This window comes from Burkholderia sp. BCC0419 (assembly GCF_902830285.1).
Lineage (GTDB): Bacteria > Pseudomonadota > Gammaproteobacteria > Burkholderiales > Burkholderiaceae > Burkholderia.
This window is the reverse complement of sequence record NZ_CADESR010000002.1, coordinates 861577-880580: the sequence shown is the minus strand read 5'-3', so window position 1 is coordinate 880580 and position 19004 is coordinate 861577. Positions and strand designations below refer to the sequence as shown.

Below are 19004 nucleotides of genomic sequence, written 5' to 3'. Positions count from 1 at the left end.
CGGCACGCGTGGCGACTCGCTTGCATCACACGGGCACGTGCGGCAGCCGCGCGTGCACGCGATGACGATCATCACATAACCGACCGGTGCAACAAGCCCGGCGACGGAGACACTCATGAGCAAACGCGAAGCGATCATTCCGGCCGGCATGGAAGCCGTGTACGAAAAAATCGGCTATGCGCCGGCGATCAAGGTCGGCGATACCGTTTACGTATCCGGCCAGATCGGCCGCGACGCGGCGATGCAGCTGGTCGACGGCCACGAAGCGCAGATCGTGCAGGCGTTCGAGAACCTGAGGCTCGTGCTGGACGCGGCCGGCGCATCGCTCGACGACGTGGTCGACCTCACGACCTTCCATACCGACATGCGCGACCTGCCGTTGTTCATGCAGGTGCGCGACCGCTATTTCCATGCGCATCCGCGGCCGGCGTGGACCGCGACCGGCGCGCACATGCTCGGCGGCTCGCCCGGCTATATCGTCGAGATCAAGGCGGTGGCGGTGCTGCAGCGGTGACCGACGGGTATCGTTGCGCCGGATCCGCGCTTCCCACCGATAGGGCGATTGCGTCGATCATTCCGTCATCCGAGCCGGAATTTCTTCCGCAGGCTCGAATCGACGGGGCCGGCCGGCATGAAGCGCCGTAGCGTGCGCAAAAGCGATGCCTCGCCGCTCGGCGTGCGCCGCATGCGCCACGCGCCGAGCGCGGCGTCGACGATGGTGGCGGCCACGCCGTCGGGCGCCGGTGCGGCTTTCACACTGTCGACGACGGCGCGTGCGGCGAGCGCGCGTTCGCGGCCGTAATCGTCGATTCGTGCGCCGGTCTGCGGCGCATTGACGTCGAGGTTGGTCCGCGTAAACGACGGTTCGACCAGCGTCGCGCGAATGCCGAACTGGCGCACCTCGTGATCCAGCGTTTCGGTCAATCCCTCGACCGCATGCTTGGACGCCGCATAGAGGCCCATGTACGGCGCCGGCAGGAACCCGAGCACCGAGCTGACGTTGATGATGCGTCCGCCGCGTCGTGCGCGCATGTGCGGCAGCACCGCCTGCACCGTGCGCAGGATGCTGAACACGTTGGTGTCGAACAAGGCCGTCGCTTCGGCCACCGACGTTTCCTCCACCGCGCCGATCAGGCTCGTGCCCGCATTGTTGACGAGCACGTCGATCCGCGCGGCGCGATCGATGATCGTCTGGACTCCGGATCGAACGGACGCGTCGTCGCGCACGTCCATTTCGATCAACTCGACGCCGGCGACGGGCGCGGCGCCGGCGATGCTGCGCACGGTGCCGAACACGCGGCACCCGCGTTTGGCAAACTGCTCGGCGGCCGCGCGCCCGATACCCGACGACACGCCGGTCACGACGACAACGGTGGAATTCGACATGGCTGCTTCCTTCGATACGGTGAATGGATGGGGTGTGTCAATCGCGGGCGTCGAGCGCGGGCTGAAGCGCAGGCTCGCCCGGCGACGCCGGTTCATGCCGGCCGTGATGCGAGCCGGCGGCATGGCCGGGCCGGATCCTGAACCAGATCGCATACATCGCCGGCAGGAACACCAGCGTCAGCACCGTGCCGGCGAACGTGCCGCCGATCAGCGTGTACGCGAGCGTGCCCCAGAACACCGAATGCGTGAGCGGAATGAACGCGAGCACGGCCGCCATCGCGGTCAGGATCACCGGACGTGCACGCTGCACGGTCGCTTCGACGACCGCATGGAACGGATCCAGTCCCGCCTGTTCGTTCTGGTGAATCTGCCCGATCAGGATCAGCGTGTTGCGCATCAGGATGCCCGACAGTGCAACGAGCCCGACCAACGCGTTGATGCCGAACGGTTGCCGGAACAGGATCAGCGTCGGCACCACGCCGATCAATCCCAATGGGCTCGTCAGGAACACCATCACCATCGCGGAAATCGAGCGCACCTGGAAGATGATGATGATCAGCGTCACCGCCAGCATGATCGGGAACAGCGGCGCCATGGCCGTCGTCGCCTTGGCCGATTCCTCGATCGAGCCCGCCTGTTCGATGCGGTAGGCGCCCGGCAGTTTGTCCATGATGGGCTGAAGCTGCTGGGTGATTGCCGTCGAGACGTCCGGCGGCTGCAAGCCGTCGGCGATGTCGCCCTGTACCGTGATCGTCGACACGCGGTCGCGCCAGCGCATGATCGGCTCCTCCATCCGCACGTCGACCTTGCCGACCTGCGATAGCGGAACGCGTTGGCCGTTCGCGCCGGCCAGCGTGAAGTCGCCGAGCCGCGCCGGATCGAGCCGCGCATCGCCGCCCGAACGCGCGATCACCTGCACGGTGCGGATATCTTCGCGCACCTCGGTGACGGGTACGCCGGTGAGCAGGAACTGCAGTTGTTGTGCGACCGCGCTCGAGGTCAGCCCCACCGCCTGCAAGCGGTCCTGCTGCAACGTGAAGTGCAGCGTCGGCGCGCGCGTGCCCCAGTCGGCGTTGACCGTGCGCATCATCGGGCTGCGGTGCATCACGCGTTCGACGTCGGCCGCGATGCCGCGCAGCTTGTCCGGATCGGGGCCCGTGATCCGATAGGCCACCGGGAACGGCGAATACGGGCCGAACACGAGCTGCGTCACGCGTACGCGCGCTTCGGGTGCAAGGCCGTCCGCGATCGCGCGCCGCAGTCGCGCCTTCAGCGCATCGCGGGCGTCCTGGCTGTCCGTCCGAATCACGATCTTCGCGAACGACGGATCGGGCAGCTCGGGCCCCATCGCCAGATAGAAACGCGGCGCGCCTTGCCCGACGTACGCGGTGACGATCTCGGCCTCCTTCTGTTTGGCGAGCCACGCTTCCACCTTTGCCGTCGCGGCGCTCGTTTGCGAGATGGATGTGCCATACGGCATCTGCACCTCGACGAGCACTTCGGGGCGATCGGAGATCGGGAAGAACTGTTTCTTGACGACCGCCATGCCGAGAATCGCGAGCACGAACAGGCCGACGACCGACCCGGCGACCAGCCATTTGCGCGCGATCACGCGCGTGAGCAACTGACGGAAGCGGTTGTAGCGCGGCGTGTCGTAGATCGCGTCGTGGCCGCCTTCGATCCTTCTGAAGTCGGGCAGCATCTTCACGCCGAGATAGGGCGTGAATACCACCGCGACGACCCACGATGCGATCAGCGCGATCCCGACGATCCAGAACATGTTGCTGGTGTATTCGCCCGCACTGGATCGCGCGAAACCGTTCGGCATGAAGCCGACCGCGGTCACCAGCGTGCCGGCCAGCATCGGCGCGGCCGTATGGCTCCACGCATAGGCCGACGCGGCGATGCGGCCGTAGCCTTCCTCCATCTTCACGACCATCATTTCGATCGCGATGATCGCGTCGTCGACGAGCAGCCCGAGCGCGAGGATCAGCGAGCCGAGCGTGATGCGGTCGAAGTTCTTGCCGGTTGCGGCCATGACCACGAACACGATGGCCAGCGTCAACGGCACGGCCGCAGCGACGACGAGGCCCACGCGCCAGCCCATGCTGACGAAGCTCACCAGCATCACCACCAGCAGCGCGGCGAAGAACTTGATCATGAACTCGTCGACCGCGGAGCTGATGTTGACCGCCTGGTCGGTGACCTTGGTCAGGCTCATGCCGAGCGGCAGCGCGCGGTTGATCGCGCCGACTTCGCCGTCCAGCGCCCGGCCGAGGTCGAGCCCGTTCCAGCCGTCGCGCATCACGACGCCGAGCAGCAGCGCCGGTTCGCCGTTGTTGCGGATCATGAAGGTCGCCGGATCTTCATAGCCGCGCTCGACGGTGGCGATGTCGGGCAGCTTCAGCGTGCGGCCCTGCACGACGATCGGCGTGTCGCGAATCTTCTGCAGCTTGTCGAACGCGCCGTCCAGGCGAATGAAGATCTCCGGCCCGCGGGTCTCGACGGAGCCGGCCGGCGTCAGCGCGTTCTGGCCGTTGAGTGCGGCGAACACGTCCTGCGGGCTCACGCCGAGCGTCGCGAGCCGGTCGTGCGACAGCTGCACGTAGATGCGCTCGGCCTGCTCGCCGATGATGTTGATCTTCTTCACGCCCGGCACATGCAGCAGCCGCTGGCGCAGCGTTTCGGCATCGCGCACCAGCCGCCGCTGCGGTTCGCCCTTGGCCTTCAGCGCGAACAGCGCGAAGGTGACGTCCGCGTATTCGTCGTTGACCATCGGCCCGATCACGCCCGACGGAAGATTGTTCGCCTCGTCGCCGATCTTTTTCCGTGCCTGATAGAACTGCTCCTGCACTTCCGACGGCGGCGTGCCGTCGAGCAGCGTCAGCGTCGTGAACGCGAGCCCGGGCCGCGTATAGGTTTCGCTCCGGTCGTACCAGCGCAGCTCCTGCAGGCGCTTTTCGATCTTTTCGGTAACCTGATCGTGCATTTCCTGCGCGGTGGCGCCCGGCCACGCGGTGACGATGGTCATCACCTTGACCGTGAATGCCGGGTCTTCCGCGCGGCCCAGCTTGAAGAACGACACGAGCCCGGCCAGCGAGATCAGGCAGATCAGGAACAGCGTGATCGCGCGCTCGCGCACGGCGAGCGCCGACAGGTTGAATCGGCCTTCGCTCACGGTCGTGCTCCTTCGCTCGCGACCGCGACGGCCTGCGCGGACACGCGGACCGCTTCGCCTTCGCGTAACAGCTGGGCGCCGAGCGCGACGACGCGGTCGCCTTGCTTGAGTGCGCCGTCGCCGGACACGCGCGCGTTGTCGTCGTCGAGATGCTCGACCTTGACCGGCCGCCACGCCACCTTGGCCGGTTCGCCGGCGACGACCCATACGCCGGGCCCGTTGCCCGCGTCCAGCAGCGCGCCGATCGGCACCTGCATGCCGCGTTGCGACGCCGCGTGCGCGTCGTCCGGGATGCGGATCGTGACGGTCGCGCCCAGCGGCGCATCGGCCAGCGCGCCTTGCAGCACGTAGCGCGCTTCGAAAGTACGCGTTCTCGCATCCGCGGTATCGGAAAGCTGGCGCAGCGTCGCGGGGACGCCGACGTCCGGCTTGCCGAACAGCCCGGCCTGCGCGACCGATCCGACGGCCGGGCGCAGCGTTTCCGGCAGCTGGATCACGGCCTCGCGGCTGCCGGCGTGCGCGAGCCGCACCACCGGCTGGCCCGCGCTGACGACCTGGCCGGGCTCCGCGAGCGTTTCCATCACCACGCCGTTGCCGTCCGCGACGAGTTGCGCATAGCCGGTCGCATTGCGCGCGACGTCGGCGTCGGCCTCGGCGGCGCTCAGTTGTGCTTTCGCGGCATCGGCCGCCGCCTTGATCTGGTCATAGGCCGACGCCGATATCGCGCCGGTGCCGCGCAGGTCGCGGTAGCGGGCTTCGTCCTCGGCGGTCTGCCGCGCGCGGGCCCGTGCGGCGGCGACGGCCTCGTCGCGGGCGCGCGCCGCGAGCTTCAGATCGACCGGGTCGAGCCGCATCAGCGGCTGGCCGCGCCGCACGGTTTGCCCGGTATCGACGAGCCGCTCCAGCACCTTGCCTGATACCCGGAACCCGAGATCGCTCTGCACGCGTGCGGCGACGGTTCCGGTGAACGAGCGGGACGCGGGAATGGCCGCCTGCACGACGGCGGTACGCACGAGCGGCGCCTCCGTGCGCGGATCCGAAGGCGCTTTTCCGTTGCAGGCGGCTAGCGCGAGGGGCAGTGCGGAAGCGACTGCGAAGAAAGCGAGACGACGCCGAACCATGAAAGACCCAGTGACGAAGTGATCGGGGCTTTCATTGTGTATCTAGTGACCAATATAGTCAATGGTCACAAACGGTGACGCATCACGGCGCGAGGCTGCGGAGGACGAGGCTGGACAGTTGGGCGGGCGCGGCGTCGGTCGTGTCGAGGTTGTACTGCAGCAGCAGCGGGTTCAGGTAGGGCCGCATCACGAGGTAGATGGCCGTCGCGGTTTCGTCCAGCGGCGTCTTGCGCTCGAACTCGCCGTTTTGCCGGCCTTCCTGGAGGACGTCCTGCAACAGCGTCTGCACGCGCGCCTCGTAGGCCTGCACCGACTGCCAGTTTTCGGTGGCGGCCGATGCGGCGATGTCGTACAGCTTGCGGTCGCGGAAGAACAGCCGCAGGCTCGCCTCGGTAAAGACCTTGAACATCCGCCGCAGCTTTTCGGTAGGCAGGTCGGCCGCGGCGACGGCCGTGCGCACGTCCGTCTCGATCTCGTGCAGGCAGTTCGCGCAGATCATCTCGCCGATCGCCTGTTTCGACTCGAAGAACTTGTAGATATAGGCCTTCGAGAAGCCGATCGCCTTCGCGAGGTCCGACACGGTCGTCTTTTCATAGCCGTACCGGCTGAAGTGCTCGGTGGCGGCGGCCACGATCTGATCGCGGACGTCGTGGTCGGCCGGGCCGCGCGCGGGCGCCGCGGAAGGGAGAGGTTTTTTCATGGGCTGCAGCTGACGGGAATGGACAACGAGTGACTATTTGGTATTATAGTCACTACCGGATTCTTGCTAAAGCCCTCATGCTACCCAAACCCATCGTTGCCGCGGCGCTGGCCGCCACCTTGTCGGCGGGGTGTGCCGTCGGTCCCGACTATGTGCGGCCGGACGTGGCGATGCCGCAGCAGTTCCAGGGCCAGCGCGCCGTGGACCAGCGCCACGCGGCGGCCGACGCCGACCTCGCGACGTGGTGGACGGGCTTCGGCGATCCGCAACTGACGCGATACATCACGCTGGCGCTCGCACAGAACCTCGATCTTGCGCAGGCCGCGGCGCGCGTCGCGCAAGCGCGCGCGGGCGTCGGTGCGGCGAATGCGGCGCTGCTGCCGTCCGGCAACGTGACCGGCCAGGCGGCGCGCGCGTACCAGTCGGTCGAAACGCCGCTGGGGCGCGTGTTGAATGCGACGCCCGGTTTCGATCGTCATGGCAACGACTACGAGGCCGATTTCAACGCGAGCTGGGAACTGGACGTATTCGGCGGATTGCGCCGCGGCCGCGAAGCGGCGCTCGCCGACTATCAGGCATCCGAAGCGGCGGCGGTCGCGACGCGGCTCGCCGTCGCCGCGCAAACCGCGGATACCTACATCACGATTCGCGGGTTGCAGGGCCGGCTCGACGTCGCGAGGCGCCAGGTGCGGACCGAGCAGGATCTGCTGTCGACCCTCAACCTGCTCTATGGAAAGGGCCTCGCGGCGGAGCTTCAGGTGAGGCAGGCCGAAGGCGCGCTCGCGCAGGTGCGCGCCACGGTGCCGGTGCTCGAAGCGGCGCTGGACGCGGCGATGAATGCGCTCGACGTGATGCTCGGCGCGCAGCCCGGCACGCATCGCGCGGAATTGCTCGCCGGCGGCGAGGTTCCGGTCGCGCCGCGGATCGCGGCGACGGGCACGCCCGGCGAGCTGCTCCGGCGCCGGCCCGACCTGATCGTCGCCGAGCGGCGCGTGGCGGCGTCGAACGCGCGCATCGGCGTGGCCATCGCCGAGTATTACCCCAAGTTCTCGCTGAGCGGGCTGATCGGCAGCGCGACGACGATGGGCGCGGGCAACCTGTTTGCCGGCGGCGCGAACCAGGCCGCGGGCGTGCTCGGCCTGCGCTGGCGCCTGTTCGACTTCGGCCGGATCAATGCGCAGATCGCGCAGGCCAAAGGGCAGGATGCCGAAATGCTGGCCGCGTATCGGCTCGCGGCGCTGCACGCCACCGAGGACGTCGAGAATGCGTTCTCGGCGCTCGTCAAGCGCGACGAGCAGGCGGCCATTCTTGGCGACGGCGTGAATTCGCTCGGCCGCGCGCGGACCGCGTCGTTTGCGGCCTACCAGAAAGGGGTGGTCAGCCTGATCGAGGTGTTGCAGGCCGACGAAAGCCTGCTGCGCGCATCGGACGAACGCGTGCAGGCGCAAACCGAATCGGCGCGCGCGGCGGTTGCGGCATTCAAGGCGCTCGGCGGGGGATGGCAAACGTCGGAGGCGCAGGCGGTTGCGAGCCGGTAGCGGTATCTTCGAAACCTGATCGGGTCGGGCGGGTAAGCGCCGAATGATCGTGGTTCGTGGGGCCGTGAGCTGGGCGCGTTCACGGTGCCTACGGATCTGACGAGCAACGCGAAGCAGTAGTCGCGGTGTCCCCCATGGGTTACAATCGTTTCATGTTCAAAGTCCTCACCACCCCCCACTTCGACAAATGGCTCGACGGCCTTCGCGACCCTGTGGGCAGTGCCGCGATCAGCCTGCGCCTCGAGCGGGCGAAGCTTGGCAATCTGGGCCAGTGGCGTGCGATCGGCGACGGCGTCAACGAAATGAAGATCGATGTAGGGCCAGGGTATCGGGCCTACTTCGTGCGGCGCGGAAAGATAATCGTCGTGGTGTTGTGTGGCGGGGACAAGTCGACGCAGAAGAAGGACATCAAGACGGCGAAGCAAATCGCCGCCGAACTGGAGGATTGAATATGAAAATCAGCGAACTGGCCGAATTCGATGGCTCGAAGTACCTGAAGGACGAGGAAGCGATTCGTCACTACCTGGCGCAGGCGTTCGAAGAGGGGGATCCTCGACTGATCCAGGCCGCGCTCGGGAACGTCGCGAAGGCGCGTGGCATGACGGCGCTGGCGCGCGAGTCCGGTGTGAAGCGTGAAGCGCTCTACCGTGCGCTGTCGGAAGGCGGCAACGCGGAGTTTGCAACGATCATGAAGGTTGTCGCCGCGTTGGGATTGCATCTGACCGTTGCGCCGACCACGCAGACCGCCGAAGCGGCACCCGCGCCTGAATCGACCTCGCGCACGCGCTCGCACGCACGTGCGGCGGCCCACGGATGACGTCGTCAGGGGCGGGGCTGCAAACTTCGCGCCGGCCCGCCCGTACTGATCCGGTCGGCATTGCGCGGGAAGCCCGGCGCGCAGCACGCCGCTACCGATGTATCGCCCTCCGCAACCGCCTCACCTCCTGCTCCGACACCGGCGCGGCCCGATTCCCCCACGCACCGCGCACGTAGCTGACCACTGCCGCGATCTCGCCGCTCGTCAGCGCACCGCGCATCGCGGGCATCCGTTGCACCGGCCCAGGCTTGCCGGGCGCGGGCCGTGCGCCTTCCACGACGATCCGGATCGCGCTCGTCGGATCGGCCGCCACGACGATCGAACTGCCCGCGAGCGCCGGCCCGTGATCGCGCACGCCCGTGCCGTCCGCACCGTGGCAACGCGCACAGAACCCCGCATACACACCGGCCCCGGGCGCCTGCTGGCCGCTTTCCGGACGCGGGCCGGCGGGCGTCAGCCGCGGGACGCCGACACCCAGCGGATTCGTCGCGGCAGTCGGTTGCGCCGGCAACGACTTCAGGTACACGGCGATCGCGTGGCGGTCGGCATCCGTCAGCAACGCGGTGCTTTCGCCGACGACCGGCGCCATCGCGCCGAATACCGCGCCGCGCGCCGCATGGCCGCTGCGCAGGAACGCGGCGATGTCGTCGGCCGACCAGCGGCCGAGGCCGTCCGGGTCCGCGCCGGTCAGGTTCGGCGCGAACCAGTGATCGTTGATGCCGCCGGTCAGGAACGCGGGGCTGCGCTCGTCGTAGCCGCGTTCGTTGTAGGCCGGCCCGCGCGGCGTATGGCACGCGCCGCAATGGCCGAGCCCCTGCACGAGATATGCGCCGCGATTCCATTCCGCCGATTGCGACGGCTGCGGCGCGAACGGGTCGCGGTTCGCGAACGCGAGGCTCCACAGCCCGAGCGCCCAGCGCTGGTTGAACGGAAACGGCAGCTGCGTGAGCTTCGCCGCGTTCGGGGACGGTGCGACGCCGCGCATGAAATACGCATACAGCGCACGCACGTCGTCGTCGGTCAGGTGCGCAAGCGACGGGTACGGCATCGCCGGATACAGCCGGCTGCCGTCCGCGCGCACGCCGCGCCGCAACGCATCGTCGAACTGGCGCAGCGTGTAGTGGCCGATCCCGTGCGTCGGGTCCGGCGTGATGTTCGGCGCATAGATCGGCCCGAACGGCGAATTCACCGGCTGGCCGCCCGCGTACGGCGTATGGTCGGCCGCGTCGTGGCACGCGGCGCAATCGCCGGCGAGCGCGAGGTAGCGGCCGCGCGCGAGCGTTGCGGCGTCGGCGCTCGCGGCAGCCGCGGCGATCACGGGGCGGCGGGCGGTCGAAGCGGAGGCCGCATGAGGCGGCCGGGCGGCCGCGCCAGATGCGTCAGATGCGCTGGAATCCGCCGACCCCGCCTCCCGCGACCGAGAAAGCCGCGGATCGTCTCGCGCGCGAGCGGACATCGACGCGCCGGCATCGACTGCCGACGCCGCCGACGCGAGAATCCGCACGAACCGCCAGCCCGACGCAGGCTCGGGCGCTTCCGTCGCCGACGCGGCGCCGGCCGTATCGCCGGCCGTGGCCGCGCGGTCGTCGGGCTGCATGTCGCATGCGCCGAGCGCGACGCACACCGCGAGCGCGACGCCCGCGCGGCGGCCCGGCACGAAGCGCGAAGCGAACGAGATCAGCGCCATGGGCTGCAAGGCCCCACGAAAGCCGTGACGATCCCCGTGAACACGAGACCGATCACGAAGCCGAGCGCGGCGAGCATCCCGCAGCGCGCGAGAAAGCGCGTACTGTCGTCGCGCGTGACGGCAGGCGCGTCGGCTTCGTGCCGGTGCCGCCACGCACGCGCGAGCCACGTCGTGCAGGCCGCGGCCAGCGCGAACGCGCCCGCGGCGATCAGCGCGAGCCACACGCCGATGTGCGCCCAGCGCGGCGCGGCCTGCGCGACACCGAGCGGATAGCACGCGGTGGACGCGAGCGTCTCCGACACGAGCATCTGCGCGAACCACAGCGCGGGCGCGCCGACGAGGCCGGCCGCGATCGCGAGCAGCGGGGTCCACGCGCGGCGGGCGTCGTTCATCCGGTGCTCCTCAGCCAGAATGGCGAAACGTACAGCGCGGTGAAGATGAACAGCCACACGATGTCGACGAAGTGCCAGTAGAGCCCGCCGACCGTCAGCGCGACGCGTCGCTCGCGGCCGAAGAAGCCGGCGGCCGTCCACCCGGCGAGCAATGCGAGGATCGCGAGGCCGGCCACGACGTGCGCGAGGTGGAACCCGGTGATCGTGAAGTAGAGGCTGCCGTACAGGTGCGCGGTCGGGCCGTACGGATGGTCGCGCCATTCGTGCAGTTGGACCAGCGCGAACGCGGTGCCGAGCACCAGCGCGACGACGAGCATCGCGACCGCGCGCGCCTGCCGGTCGGCCCGCACCGCGCGCTCGGCGAGCCACACGAACACGCTGCTCGACAGCAGCACGACCGTGTTGACGGCCGCGAGCCCGATCTTCGGCATTCCCTCGGGCGGCCACGGCGCGGACCACTGCGACTGCAGGTAGAAGTAGCAGAACAGCAGGTAGCCGAACAGCCCGGCCTCGGTCACGATCAGCGTGAGCACGCCCCACCAGCCGCCCGCGCGCTCGCCGCAACTGCCGACCGGCAGCGGCTCGATGCATGCGGCCGGCGCGCCGGCCGGCGCCGTCGCCGACGGCGGCTCGTCCGGATGCGGCCGGGCGGCCGCGGCGGGCGCTTGCGTGTCGGCGCGGGCCGGCAGGCGCGCGCGTTGTCCGAGTTCGCGGCGCGGCCACAGCCAGACGGCGGTGGCGATCGCGCAACCGGCGACGGCCGCGCAGACGAGCGTCGGCGAGCGCGCGAGCATCGCCGCGAACACGGCGGTCGCCAGCAGCGCGAGCACGAACGGCACGCAACTGTCCTCGGGCATCTTCAGGATCGCGCTCGGCGTCGCGCCGAGCGGCGTGACCGCGAGCGCCTCGCGCCCCGCCGCGAGCCGGTAGCCGACTCGCAGGCTGGTGCGGGTCGGATCGTCGCGCGTTTCCCACAGCGGATGCCGCGACGCGACGAGCGGCAGCACCGCGAAGTTGTACACGGGCGTCGGCGATGCGACCGACCATTCGAGGCCGGCCGCGCCCCACGGGTTGTCGCCGGCGCGCACGCCGCGCCGCGCGCTCACCAGCGCATTGACGACGAACATCACGATGCCGATCCCGAACACGAACGAGCCGATCGTCGTCAGCAGGTTCGACGTGTCCCAGCCCATCCCGGCCGGATAGGTATAGATGCGGCGCGGCATCCCGAGCAGCCCGGCGACGTGCATCGGGAAGAAGCCGAGATTGAAGCCGATCAGAACGACCCAGAAGGTCAGGAGTCCGAACCGATCGTTCATCATCCGCCCGGTGAACTTCGGGAACCAGTACGCGACGCCACCGAGCACCGGGAACACGTTGATGCCGAGCAGCACGTAATGCAGGTGCGCGACGACGAAGTACGTGTCGGTGAGCTGCCAGTCGAGCGGCACGGCCGCGGTCATCACGCCCGACACGCCGCCGATCACGAACATCAGCACGAAGCCCGCGAAATACAGGAACGGCGTGCGGAACACGGGGCGGCCGGTCCAGATCGTCGCGATCCATGCGAACACCGCGACCGCGCTCGGAATCGAAATCAGCATGCTCGCGGCGCCGAAGAACGCGAGCGCGAGCGGCGCGATGCCCGTCGCGAACATGTGGTGGACCCACACCTCGAAGCCGATCAGCATCGTCGCCACCGTCGATACCGCGACGGCCTCGTACGCGACGAGCGGCCGCCGGCAGAAGGTCGGCAGCGCGTCGGACACGATCCCCATCGCCGGCAGCACGACCACGTAGACCCACGGATGCGCGAACATCCAGAACAGGTGCTGCCACAACAGCGGCCGGCCGCCGTGCGCGACGTCGAAGAAATGCGTGCCGGCATTGCGGTCGAGCCACAGCAGCAGGAACGCGAGGCTCACCGACGGCACCGCGACCAGGTTCGCGACCGACGCGGTCAGCGTGCCCCATACGATGATCGGCAGCCGGTCGATCGACATGCCGTGCGCGCGCATCCGCAGCAGCGTGACGACGAAGTTCGCGGCGCCGCCCGTCGTCGAGATGCCGAGCAGGATCATCCCGAGCGCATAGATGTCGATGTTCGCGCCGGCGCTGTAGTCGAGCGACGTGAGCGGCACGTAGTTGAACCAGCCGCCGTCCGGCACCGCGCCGAGCGGGAAGCTCGCGTACAGGAACAGCCCGGCGAACAGGAACGCCCAGTACGAGAAAGCGTTCAGCCGCGGGAACGCCATGTCGCGCGAGCCGAGCATCAGCGGCCACAGGTAGTTCGCGAAGCCCGATAGAACCGGAAGCGCGTACAGGAAGATCATCGTGACGCCGTGCATCGTGAACAGCGAATCGTATTGCGCGGGCGTGAGCACGGTCGCGTTCGGTCGCGCGAGCTGGATGCGCATCACGAGCGCCTCGATGCCGCCGAGCAGCAGGAACGCGAATGCCGTGACGATGTAGCGCAGCCCGATGCGCTTGTGATCGACGGTGCCGAGCCAGCCGCGCCAGCCGGGCTCCGATTCCCACAGCTCGGCCAGCGCGCGCTCGTGCGCGGAGCCGGGCGGCGCTTCGCCGAGATCGGGTACGCGGCTGAGCGGGGCGGGCGTGTCGCGGGCAATGGCCATCGGCATCCTCGGTTCAGTGCAGCGTCGCGAGATACGCGGCGAGATCGTCGGCGTCGCGCGGCGCGAGCGCGATCGACGGCATCAGCGACTGCGGCTTGACCTGCTGCGCATGCGCGATCCAGCGGCGCAGGTTGTCGGGCGTGTTGTCGAGCGTGCCGGCCGCGAGCAGCCGGCGCGTGCCGACGTGCGTGAGATCGGGGCCGGCGCCGCCCGCCGCATCGGTGCCGCGCACCGCGTGGCAGCCCGCGCAGCGCGCGGCGAACACGCGCTGGCCGCGTCGTTCGGCGCCGGCCGCGGGCGCCTGGGCCGGCTGGCGCTGCGCGGCGAGCCACGCACGAAACGCGGCCGGCGGCTCGGCCACGACTTCGAACGCCATGTGCGCGTGCTGCGCGCCGCAGTATTGCGAGCACTGCCCGCGATAGATGCCCGGCCGGTCGGCCTGCAACCATTGACGGTTGGTCTGGCCGGGAATCGTCTGAGTCTTGCCGGCGAGTTGCGGCACCCAGAACGCGTGGATCACGTCGGCGCTCTTCAGTTCGATCGCGATCGGCTCGCCCACCGGAATGTGGATCTCGTTCGCGGTGACGAACGCCAGGCCGCCCGCATCGTCCGGATAACGAACGGCCCACCACCAGTCTTGCGCGGTCACGACGATCGTCAACGCGGGCGGGCGTGGCGGCGCCGCGACCGTGCCCAGCACGCGCAGCATGTATACCAGTGCGCCGAACAGCAGCAGGATCGAGATCGCGGAGCCCACGGTCACGATCGTCAGCCCGCTGCCGTGGCCGCCGCCCGCCTGCGTGCGCCGACGAAACAGCGCGATCAGCAGCAGCACGGCGATCGCGACGCAGACGAACATGCACAGCGCGAGCAGCGCCCAGCCGAGCACGAAAACCGGCTGCGCGGCGGGGCCGGCCGCGTGCACGACGTACGCGAGCGGCAGCGGCGCGGCGGGATTGCCGGGCTCCGCAAGTTCGGCGGCTGCGCGCGCGACCATCGGCGCGGCCGCCCACGCGAATGGCGCGATGCGTGCGATATGACGCGTTTTCCTGGGCAGCGGAACAAGCAACGCGACTCCTTGCCGAACTCGGCGGCATGACGAAAGCCGTTCGCGGCGGAGCAAGTTTCGTGCTCACGCGGTGCGCACGTATGCGGCCGTGGGGGTGCGGGATGGCGCGCGCTACGGCCGGTGCGTTACAGCCGGTACGTTACAGCCGGCTTGTAAATTGAGCGACCGTTCACGGCACGCGCCGGGGAATTTTTCGTTCACGCTCGAGCAGGTCGGGCTCGTGAATGCGGCGCTCGCGCTGCCGGGCGACGGGCGGGACGACGGACATCGACTAGTGCGCCAGTGCCGCCGCGCCGTCCCGCGCGCTTGCCTTGCTTACGATTCGCCTTTCCTTCCCTTGCTGCCCTTGCCGCTCTTGTCGCTCTTGTCGCTCTTGTCGCCGTGTTCGGCGTTGCCGGGCAGCACGGACGACAGCACCTGCCGCGCGGTCTCCACGATCATGTTGGCTTCGCGCGCGTCGCCTTTCACCAGCGTTTCGGCGAAATGCTTCGCCTGCTGCAGCGTCACGTGCGGCGGCAGCGGCGGCACCTCGGGGTCGCTCTTCACTTCGAGCACGACCGGCCGGTCGGACGCGAGCGCTTCGTCCCACGCGGCGCCGAGCTGTTCCGGATCGTCGACGTAGATGCCGTTGAGGCCGAGCAGCGTCGCGAAGCGGTAGTACGGCACGTTCGGAATCTGCTGCGACGCGTCGAACTTCGGGTCGCCTTCCATCACGCGCTGCTCCCACGTGACCTGGTTCAGGTCCTCGTTGTTCAGCACCATGCAGATCCAGCGCGGGTCGGGCCACTGGCGCCAATATTTCGCGACGGTGATCAGCTCGGCCATGTTGTTCATCTGCATCGCGCCGTCGCCGACCATCGCGATCACCGGGCGCACCGGATACGCGAATTTCGCGGCGATCGCATAGGGCACCGCGGCGCCCATCGACGCGAGCCCGCCGGACAGCGAGCCCATCATCCCGCGCCGCATCATCAGGTCGCGCGCATACCAGTTTGCGCAGGAGCCCGAATCGCTCGTCAGGATCACGTCGTCGGGCAGGCGCGGCGATAGCTCGGTAAACGCGCGCTGCGGATTCACGCCGCGCCCCGGGCTGGCCTTCGCGGCCGCCCGGGCCGCAAGCGTGTCGCGCCAGTCGCGGTTCCATTTCGCGATCCGGTCGCGCCAAGCGGTGTCGCGACGCTCGTTCAGCAGCGGCAGCAGCGCGCGCAGCGTCTCGGCGCTGTCGCCGACGAGGTTGACTTCCATCGGGTAACGCAGGCTCAGCATGTCGGCCTTCAGGTCGATCTGCACGCCGCGCGCCTGGCCTTCCTTCGGCAGGAATTCCGAATACGGAAAACCAGAGCCGACGACCAGCAGCGTGTCGCATTCGGTCATCAGCTCGTAGCTCGGCTTGGTGCCGAGCAGCCCGATCGAGCCGGTGACCCACGGCAGGTCGTCGGGCAGCGCGGCCTTGCCGAGCAGGGCCTTCGCGGCGCCCGCGCCGAGCCGGTCGGCCACCGCGATGACCTCGTCGGTCGCGCGCAGCGCGCCGGCGCCGACCAGCAGCGCGACTTTCGACCCCGCGTTGAGCACGTCGGCCGCGCGCCGCAGGTCGTCCTCATACGGCACGACTTTCGGCGCCGTATAGCCGACCCCCGAATGCACGGTGCCGTGCGCGCGTTTCGGCGGTGCATAGTCGAGTTCCTGCAGGTCGTTCGGCAGCACGAGCGCGGTGACCGTGCGCGCGCCGAGCGCGGTGCGCACCGCGCGGTCGACCAGGTGGCGCACCTGGCCGGGCACCGTCGCCAGTTGAACGAATGCGCCCGCAACGTCCTTGTAGAGCGCCGGAAGATCCACTTCCTGCTGATAGTGGCCGCCGAGCGCCGCGCGCGCCTGCTGGCCGACGATCGCGAGCACCGGCATGTGGTCGAGCCGCGCGTCGTAGAGGCCCGTCACGAGGTGCGCGGCGCCGGGGCCCGAGGTCGCGACGCACACGCCCAGCTCGCCTGTAAATTTTGCATGCGCGGACGCCATGAAGGCCGCCATCTCCTCGTGGCGCGCCTGGACGAATTCGATCTTGCCGCCCGCGCGGTTCAGCGCGCCGAAAAAGCCGTTGATGCCGTCGCCCGGGTAGCCGTAGATGCGGCGCACGCCCCACTCGTACAGCCGCTCGACGATGAAATCCGCCACTGTCGCCATGCCGTTTCTCCTTGGTTCGGGATGAGCCGATGCGAGGCTGCCACGCAAGGCACGTGCCGCGCCGCGTGCGTCGGGCACGGCGGTTGCACGCGGCATCCGCAAGGAGAAGCAAGCCACTTTGTTATCGAGGAACCGTCTCATGCCTGCGTTCAACCGTTCATCCCTGCGCCATTGCGCCACCTGCGCATTGCTGGCGGCGTGCGCGTCGGCGCTGCCCGCGGCCGGACAGTTGCGCCCTTCCAATCCGGTCAGCGTGCCCGACTCGTCCACGCAGGCGTTCAAGCGCGCCGACCGAAAAATGATGGAAGCGATGGACAGCGCGCCGTACACGGGCGACGCCGACCGCGATTTCGTCGCGCACATGGCGCCGCATCACCAGGGCGCGATCGACATGGCGCAGGTCGAGCTCAAATACGGAAAAGACCCGACGCTGCGGCAGCTCGCGAGCCGGATCGTCGCCGCGCAGCGCGACGAGATCGCGTTGATGGAGCGCTGGCAGAAGGAGCACGGCAAGACGCCGTGAACCGCGATGCGAGATGGCGCGCGCCGCTGGCGGGCGCGCGCACCAAGGTGTTCCGGCCGCGCCACGTGATGCCGAGGATCGCCGCGCAGGACGGCTGGTTCAAGATTCACTGTTATGACGCTGGCGCCGAGCGCTTCGTGCCGCTCGACGAGCACGCGGACTTCGTGGCCCGCCTCATGCGCATCGTCGTGCCGGGCACCCGGTTCGCGACGATCCGGCAGGAGCTTGCCGGCGTCGGCGTGAGCATCGCGACGATCTTTCCCGATCTCGACGGCATCGCACAGCTGACCGACACGCGCTATTTCCCGGACGACGAGGACCCGCACGCCGCGGTAAAGCCGCGACCACATGGGCGTGCGGGCCGGGCACGCACGATGCTTGTCTCGACGGCGCGCACGCGAGACCAAACCCCGAGCGGCCTCGCTTGCGTCCGGTTTGCGGCGGCCGGCGAGGCGGATCATGCGCGCATTCAAACAGACCATCGAATCCGGGAGGCTTTCATGCGCGAACCCCACGAACCACCGAGCGGCCGTCGCGACATGACGTGCGAGCCCGGCGCCGGTTCCCGGCCGGCTGGGCACCCCGTCACCCGCGCGTTCGAACGTTTCGCGTCGAGCGTGACCACCTGGGCCGGCTCGCCGGTGGCGTTCGGCAGCGCGGTCGCCATCACCGTGCTGTGGCTCGTGAGCGGGCCGCTGTTTCATTACTCCGACGCGTGGCAGCTCGTCATCAATACCGGCACCACGATCATCACGTTCCTGATGGTGTTCCTGCTGCAGCGCAACCAGAACCGCGACAGCGTGGCGTTGCACCTGAAGCTCGACGAGCTGCTCGCGGTCACGCGCGCGGCGAGCGACCGGCTGATCGGGATCGAGGATGCGTCGGAGGAGGAATTGCGTGCGTTGGCGCAGACCTACCTCGAGATGGCGCAGCGCGCGGCCGAGCGCGGCGAGGACGAGCCGGGCGGGAAGCGCGCGGAAACGGCCGGCACGCCGCCCGAATCCTGATCTTCCGATCTTCTGGTCTTCCGATCGAACGATGCGCGGCCCGAGGATTTTTCAAACGCTTGTCGTTTCTGGCGCCGCATCGCGGCGCGACGGATCGCACGCGACGCTCGCGCCGGGGAACGGCACGTGCTGCACCCCGAAACGAAGCCCGGCTGTTCCGGGTATTGCCTACGGTGCTTCCATGAACGCCAGAACCCCTTCGAATCCGTTGTTGAGTCTTGCGGTGGCCGTCGCCTGCGGGGCGGCCGCGATGTACTTCCTCGATCCGTCGTCCGGCCGGCGGCGCCGCGCTTATTTGCGCGACAAGGCGGTTGCGGGCCGGCACGGCGTGGCCGATTATGCGAATACGCAGGCGAAGCGGGCGGCCGACCATGCGCGCGGCGCGATCGCCAGCCTGCGGGCGGACTGGCTCGCGGGCGATGCGAGCGACGTGCAGGTGGCCGAGCGCGTGCGTGCGGCGCTCGGCCGGCTCGTCGCTCGCCCGCGCGACATCGACGTGAGCGTCGAGCACGGCAACGTGTGCCTGACCGGACAGGTCGAGGAGGCTGAACGGCAGGCATTGATCGACGGCGTCGCCGCACTGCATGGTGTGCATCACGTCGAGGACGCGCTGGGCGCGCGCAGCGAATACAAGGCGCCGCCCGGCGGTCATTCGCACTGACGCGGCCGCGGCTGCCCGCACCGGCGGGGGGCCGGTGAACGAGTACGACACGCATTCGGCGCACGCACGGCTGCCGGCACGACGGCAGTTTGGCGCCCCAACCGGAGCAAG

General features: G+C 69.0%; 16 protein-coding genes and 1 pseudogene. 8 read left to right on the top strand and 9 right to left on the bottom strand.

Annotated features, from left to right (window positions below):
* Positions 1–115 precede the first annotated feature (115 nt).
* Positions 116–514 (top strand): RidA family protein, encoded by a 399-nt coding sequence (locus tag HWW87_RS17490; protein WP_175821335.1) that lies wholly within the window; start codon positions 116–118, stop codon positions 512–514.
* A 65-nt stretch (positions 515–579) separates the two neighbouring features.
* Here the strand turns inward: HWW87_RS17490 and HWW87_RS17485 are convergent, their stop codons facing one another.
* The 4 genes from HWW87_RS17485 to HWW87_RS17470 all read right to left on the bottom strand — a co-directional run bounded on the left by HWW87_RS17485 (position 580) and on the right by HWW87_RS17470 (position 6385).
* Positions 580–1386 carry an oxidoreductase gene (locus HWW87_RS17485; RefSeq protein WP_175821334.1) on the bottom strand — a complete coding sequence of 269 codons (807 nt, stop codon included), beginning with the start codon at positions 1384–1386 and terminating at the stop codon, positions 580–582.
* A 37-nt stretch (positions 1387–1423) separates the two neighbouring features.
* A complete protein-coding gene (locus HWW87_RS17480; protein WP_175821333.1) occupies positions 1424–4564 on the bottom strand; it encodes an efflux RND transporter permease subunit in 3141 nt (1046 codons plus the stop codon).
* Positions 4561–5685 (bottom strand): efflux RND transporter periplasmic adaptor subunit, encoded by a 1125-nt coding sequence (locus HWW87_RS17475; protein ID WP_175821332.1) that lies wholly within the window; start codon positions 5683–5685, stop codon positions 4561–4563. Before HWW87_RS17475 ends, HWW87_RS17480 begins: the two co-directional genes overlap by 4 nt.
* 82 nt (positions 5686–5767) lie before the next feature.
* On the bottom strand, positions 5768–6385 hold the full coding sequence (locus HWW87_RS17470) for a TetR/AcrR family transcriptional regulator (RefSeq protein ID WP_175821331.1): 618 nt from the start codon (positions 6383–6385) through the stop codon (positions 5768–5770).
* A gap of 77 nt (positions 6386–6462) precedes the next feature.
* Between HWW87_RS17470 and HWW87_RS17465 the strand changes: the two genes are divergently transcribed.
* From HWW87_RS17465 to HWW87_RS17455, 3 genes are all read left to right on the top strand, one after another.
* On the top strand, positions 6463–7923 hold the full coding sequence (locus tag HWW87_RS17465; RefSeq protein ID WP_175821330.1) for a TolC family protein: 1461 nt from the start codon (positions 6463–6465) through the stop codon (positions 7921–7923).
* A gap of 152 nt (positions 7924–8075) precedes the next feature.
* On the top strand, positions 8076–8372 hold the full coding sequence (locus HWW87_RS17460) for a type II toxin-antitoxin system RelE/ParE family toxin (protein WP_175821329.1): 297 nt from the start codon (positions 8076–8078) through the stop codon (positions 8370–8372).
* 2 nt (positions 8373–8374) lie between these two features.
* The gene (locus HWW87_RS17455; protein WP_175821328.1) at positions 8375–8740 is read left to right on the top strand and encodes an addiction module antidote protein; all 366 of its coding nucleotides are present in this window, start codon (positions 8375–8377) and stop codon (positions 8738–8740) included.
* 91 nt (positions 8741–8831) lie between these two features.
* Here the strand turns inward: HWW87_RS17455 and HWW87_RS17450 are convergent, their stop codons facing one another.
* From HWW87_RS17450 to HWW87_RS17430, 5 genes are all read right to left on the bottom strand, one after another.
* The gene (locus HWW87_RS17450; RefSeq protein WP_175821327.1) at positions 8832–10427 is read right to left on the bottom strand and encodes a cytochrome c; all 1596 of its coding nucleotides are present in this window, start codon (positions 10425–10427) and stop codon (positions 8832–8834) included.
* Positions 10418–10819, bottom strand: a complete 402-nt coding sequence (locus tag HWW87_RS17445) for a cytochrome C oxidase subunit I (protein ID WP_175821326.1) — start codon at positions 10817–10819, stop codon at positions 10418–10420. The genes HWW87_RS17450 and HWW87_RS17445 overlap by 10 nt, the downstream gene beginning before the upstream one ends.
* Positions 10816–13455: a cytochrome c oxidase subunit I gene (ctaD, locus tag HWW87_RS17440; RefSeq protein WP_175821325.1), complete on the bottom strand. Its 2640-nt coding sequence runs from the start codon at positions 13453–13455 to the stop codon at positions 10816–10818. Before ctaD ends, HWW87_RS17445 begins: the two co-directional genes overlap by 4 nt.
* A 13-nt stretch (positions 13456–13468) precedes the next feature.
* Positions 13469–14524: a cytochrome c oxidase subunit II gene (coxB, locus tag HWW87_RS17435; protein WP_175821324.1), complete on the bottom strand. Its 1056-nt coding sequence runs from the start codon at positions 14522–14524 to the stop codon at positions 13469–13471.
* Positions 14525–14839: 315 nt separating this feature from the next.
* The gene (locus HWW87_RS17430; RefSeq protein ID WP_175821323.1) at positions 14840–16702 is read right to left on the bottom strand and encodes a thiamine pyrophosphate-requiring protein; all 1863 of its coding nucleotides are present in this window, start codon (positions 16700–16702) and stop codon (positions 14840–14842) included.
* Positions 16703–16841: 139 nt separating this feature from the next.
* On the opposite strand from HWW87_RS17430, the gene HWW87_RS17425 reads away from it, so the two are divergent.
* From HWW87_RS17425 to HWW87_RS17410, 4 genes and pseudogenes are all read left to right on the top strand, one after another.
* Entirely contained in the window at positions 16842–17225 is a 384-nt protein-coding gene (locus tag HWW87_RS17425) for a DUF305 domain-containing protein (protein ID WP_175821322.1), read from the top strand.
* A 17-nt stretch (positions 17226–17242) separates the two neighbouring features.
* Positions 17243–17554: pseudogene (locus HWW87_RS37565) on the top strand (FRG domain-containing protein); the annotation flags it as partial.
* A 171-nt stretch (positions 17555–17725) separates the two neighbouring features.
* Positions 17726–18232, top strand: a complete 507-nt coding sequence (locus HWW87_RS17415) for a low affinity iron permease family protein (RefSeq protein ID WP_175821512.1) — start codon at positions 17726–17728, stop codon at positions 18230–18232.
* Positions 18233–18413: 181 nt separating this feature from the next.
* Positions 18414–18893 carry a BON domain-containing protein gene (locus HWW87_RS17410; protein WP_175821321.1) on the top strand — a complete coding sequence of 160 codons (480 nt, stop codon included), beginning with the start codon at positions 18414–18416 and terminating at the stop codon, positions 18891–18893.
* Positions 18894–19004: the final 111 nt, after the last annotated feature.

What these genes read in the sequence shown, in the direction of transcription:
- HWW87_RS17490 (WP_175821335.1), top strand. Translation starts at nt 116, where the DNA reads ATGAGCAAACGCGAAGCGATCATTCCGGCCGGCATGGAAGCCGTGTAC.
- HWW87_RS17485 (WP_175821334.1), bottom strand. Translation starts at nt 1,386, where the DNA reads ATGTCGAATTCCACCGTTGTCGTCGTGACCGGCGTGTCGTCGGGTATC.
- HWW87_RS17475 (WP_175821332.1), bottom strand. Translation starts at nt 5,685, where the DNA reads ATGGTTCGGCGTCGTCTCGCTTTCTTCGCAGTCGCTTCCGCACTGCCC.
- HWW87_RS17470 (WP_175821331.1), bottom strand. Translation starts at nt 6,385, where the DNA reads ATGAAAAAACCTCTCCCTTCCGCGGCGCCCGCGCGCGGCCCGGCCGAC.
- HWW87_RS17465 (WP_175821330.1), top strand. Translation starts at nt 6,463, where the DNA reads ATGCTACCCAAACCCATCGTTGCCGCGGCGCTGGCCGCCACCTTGTCG.
- HWW87_RS17460 (WP_175821329.1), top strand. Translation starts at nt 8,076, where the DNA reads ATGTTCAAAGTCCTCACCACCCCCCACTTCGACAAATGGCTCGACGGC.
- HWW87_RS17455 (WP_175821328.1), top strand. Translation starts at nt 8,375, where the DNA reads ATGAAAATCAGCGAACTGGCCGAATTCGATGGCTCGAAGTACCTGAAG.
- HWW87_RS17450 (WP_175821327.1), bottom strand. Translation starts at nt 10,427, where the DNA reads ATGGCGCTGATCTCGTTCGCTTCGCGCTTCGTGCCGGGCCGCCGCGCG.
- HWW87_RS17445 (WP_175821326.1), bottom strand. Translation starts at nt 10,819, where the DNA reads ATGAACGACGCCCGCCGCGCGTGGACCCCGCTGCTCGCGATCGCGGCC.
- ctaD (WP_175821325.1), bottom strand. Translation starts at nt 13,455, where the DNA reads ATGGCCATTGCCCGCGACACGCCCGCCCCGCTCAGCCGCGTACCCGAT.
- HWW87_RS17430 (WP_175821323.1), bottom strand. Translation starts at nt 16,702, where the DNA reads ATGGCGACAGTGGCGGATTTCATCGTCGAGCGGCTGTACGAGTGGGGC.
- HWW87_RS17425 (WP_175821322.1), top strand. Translation starts at nt 16,842, where the DNA reads ATGCCTGCGTTCAACCGTTCATCCCTGCGCCATTGCGCCACCTGCGCA.
- HWW87_RS17415 (WP_175821512.1), top strand. Translation starts at nt 17,726, where the DNA reads ATGCGCGAACCCCACGAACCACCGAGCGGCCGTCGCGACATGACGTGC.
- HWW87_RS17410 (WP_175821321.1), top strand. Translation starts at nt 18,414, where the DNA reads ATGAACGCCAGAACCCCTTCGAATCCGTTGTTGAGTCTTGCGGTGGCC.